The sequence below is a fragment of the Pseudoalteromonas sp. genome, assembly GCF_041629635.1.
GTDB lineage: Bacteria > Pseudomonadota > Gammaproteobacteria > Enterobacterales > Alteromonadaceae > Pseudoalteromonas.
The window spans coordinates 1-2,516 of record NZ_JBFKMX010000256.1 but is presented as its reverse complement, the minus strand read 5'-3'; the positions used below and the strand labels follow the sequence as shown (position 1 = coordinate 2,516).

At 40.9% G+C, this 2,516-nt stretch carries 5 protein-coding genes; all 5 read left to right on the top strand.

The window, feature by feature from the left end; all coding sequences use genetic code 11:
• Positions 1-160 (top strand): septum formation initiator family protein (locus ABYD77_RS18825; RefSeq protein WP_372771629.1); only part of this gene is annotated, 160 nt, incomplete at its 5' end.
• Complete coding sequence (gene ispD / locus ABYD77_RS18820) at positions 147-857, top strand: 2-C-methyl-D-erythritol 4-phosphate cytidylyltransferase (RefSeq protein ID WP_372771628.1); 711 nt, start codon at positions 147-149, stop codon at positions 855-857. The genes ABYD77_RS18825 and ispD, both read left to right, overlap by 14 nt.
• Complete coding sequence (gene ispF / locus ABYD77_RS18815) at positions 848-1,321, top strand: 2-C-methyl-D-erythritol 2,4-cyclodiphosphate synthase (RefSeq protein WP_372771627.1); 474 nt, start codon at positions 848-850, stop codon at positions 1,319-1,321. The genes ispD and ispF overlap by 10 nt, the downstream gene beginning before the upstream one ends.
• The gene (gene truD / locus ABYD77_RS18810) at positions 1,314-2,354 is read left to right on the top strand and encodes a tRNA pseudouridine(13) synthase TruD (RefSeq protein ID WP_372771626.1); all 1,041 of its coding nucleotides are present in this window, start codon (positions 1,314-1,316) and stop codon (positions 2,352-2,354) included. Before ispF ends, truD begins: the two co-directional genes overlap by 8 nt.
• A partial coding sequence (locus ABYD77_RS18805; protein ID WP_372771625.1) for a 5'/3'-nucleotidase SurE occupies positions 2,332-2,516 on the top strand: 185 nt, incomplete at its 3' end. The genes truD and ABYD77_RS18805, both read left to right, overlap by 23 nt.

The following is a 2,516-nucleotide window of genomic DNA, read 5'->3' as shown; positions in this document are numbered from 1 at the left end:
TAATACACGTCTCGAAAGACGTAACAAGTTGTTGAAAGCGGATGTTGAAGACTTAAAGCTGGGCTTAGAAGGCATTGAAGAGCGTGCTAGAAATGAGTTAGGGATGATCAAACAAGGCGAAACATTTTTTCGCGTAACACATAAAAATGACAGATATTAATCCTTCTATCGCATTTGTTGTGCCCGCTGCAGGCGTTGGTGCTCGAATGCAAGCCGATAAGCCCAAGCAATATATTCAACTTGGCAATAAAACAGTTTTAGAACACACCATTGATAAGCTTAATAAAACCATTCCAAATGCACTTATTATTGTTGCTATTAGCGAAGACGATGCTTACTTCCCAGAACTAGACTTACCGAGTAATGTAATTACTGTGTTAGGGGGTAAGGAACGTGCTGATTCTGTGCTAAATGCACTTAACTACCTTGCCATCAATCATGTTGTTGACTGGGTACTTGTTCATGACGCTGCCCGGCCATTGGTATTACCCAATGATATTTTAAAACTAATTAGCTCATGTCAATCAAATCAGTGCGGTGGCATTTTGGCAAGCAAAGTCAGAGATACCATTAAACAGGGAAGTCACTTTGTCGATGCTACCGTGCCAAGAGAGACTCTTTGGCAAGCGCAAACGCCGCAGATGTTCTTACTGAACGAATTAACTAGCGCATTGACTAATGCGTTAAACGCTCATGTTGCGATAACGGATGAAGCCTCGGCGATTGAATGGGCTGGTGGCAAAGTGCAATTAATTGAAAGTCGTGCTGATAATATTAAATTGACGACCCCTGATGATATTGCAATCGCAGAGTTTTTGATTGCGAAGCAAACTTTGGAGAACAACACATGCGAATAGGTCATGGCTATGATGTGCATAAGTTTGGTGGTGAAGGGCCACTGACAATTGCAGGTGTAAAAATTGATTATGAATTTGGCTTTTTAGCTCACTCAGACGGTGATGTCGCAATTCACGCACTATGTGATGCAATTTTGGGCGCACTTGCACTAGGGGATATTGGTAAACACTTTCCTGATACAGCATCTGAATTTGAAAATATAGACAGCCGAATTTTACTGCGTCATGTTGTGTCATTAATGGTAGAACGTGGTTATTCCGTTGCCAACACAGATATAACCATTGTGGCGCAAGCACCGAAAATGGCTCCTCATATTGAAGCGATGCGTGCTGTGATAGCTGATGATCTAAATATTAATATTGATCAGGTTAATGTTAAGGCGACAACAACAGAGAAACTTGGCTTTGCTGGTCGAAAAGAAGGTATTGAGAGCCACGCGGTAGTGTTACTTACAAATGGATAATTTAACTTATCTTTACGGAAAACCGAATGCGACAGCTGAGTTTAAAAGTTCAGCTGAGGATTTTCGCGTTGATGAAGAGCTTGGTTTTGAGCTGACAGATTCTGGTGAGCATGTGTGTTTACAGGTGCTTAAAAAAGGCGAGAATACACAATTTATTGCGAAACAAATTGCTAAAATTGCTGGCACACAAGCGCGTAATGTTAGTTATCCAGGATTGAAAGATCGCAATGCAGTAACCTCGCAATGGTTTAGTGTACCAGTGCCCATTAAGAAAGAAGTTGATTTCTCATCTCTTAATAGTGATTGCGTAAAAATATTGCAGCAGGTAAGACACAACCGTAAGCTCAAAACAGGATGCCATAAGGCAAACCGCTTCACGATTGTGTTACGTAATTGTAGCTCGGTAAGCGAAGTGCTAACGCGTATCAATGCTGTAAGACAAGGTGTTCCAAACTACTTTGGTGCTCAACGCTTTGGTCACAATGGGCATAATTTAGAATTGGCAGAGCAATTATTTGCAGGCAAAGAAATCCATGATAAAAAATTGCGAGGCATAATAATATCAGCTGCGCGTTCGCATATTTTTAACCAGGTTGTTAGCCAACGAATTGCGCAGTATGGCATTGCAAAAACAATGACTGAAGAAGTTTTTCTGCTAAATGGTAGCAATGCATTTTTCAAAGAACCGATTAGCCTTGAAACGGTTAATCGCCTTGCGAGTGGTGATATACATTTATCAGCACCTTTAGCTGGCAAAGGTGAACAGGGGATTACTGAGCAAGAGCAACATTGGTTAGCACCTTTTGCCTCTTGGTGTGAAAGCCTTGCACAACTAGGGTTAAAATCCGAACGTAGAAATATGCGCCTTTACCCTGAAAAATTTGAAGTACATCATGTAGATAAAGATATGATAGAGTTTAGCTTTGCACTGCCAAAAGGGTGTTTTGCAACAGCGGTATTACGTGAACTGGCGCTATGCCAAGATGTATCATTAAAGAATAAGGAAAATCATGAAAATCTTGTTGAGCAATGATGATGGTGTAAATGCAAAGGGCATTGAAGCTTTGTATTTAGCGCTTTCTCAAATTGCAGAAGTCACTGTTGTGGCGCCAGACCGTAACTGTAGTGGTGCAAGTAATTCACTTACTTTACTAAACCCTTTAAGAACCCACACACATGAAAATGGCTTTATCTC

What these genes read in the sequence shown, in the direction of transcription:
- truD (WP_372771626.1), top strand. Translation starts at nt 1,314, where the DNA reads ATGGATAATTTAACTTATCTTTACGGAAAACCGAATGCGACAGCTGAG.
- ispD (WP_372771628.1), top strand. Translation starts at nt 147, where the DNA reads ATGACAGATATTAATCCTTCTATCGCATTTGTTGTGCCCGCTGCAGGC.
- ispF (WP_372771627.1), top strand. Translation starts at nt 848, where the DNA reads ATGCGAATAGGTCATGGCTATGATGTGCATAAGTTTGGTGGTGAAGGG.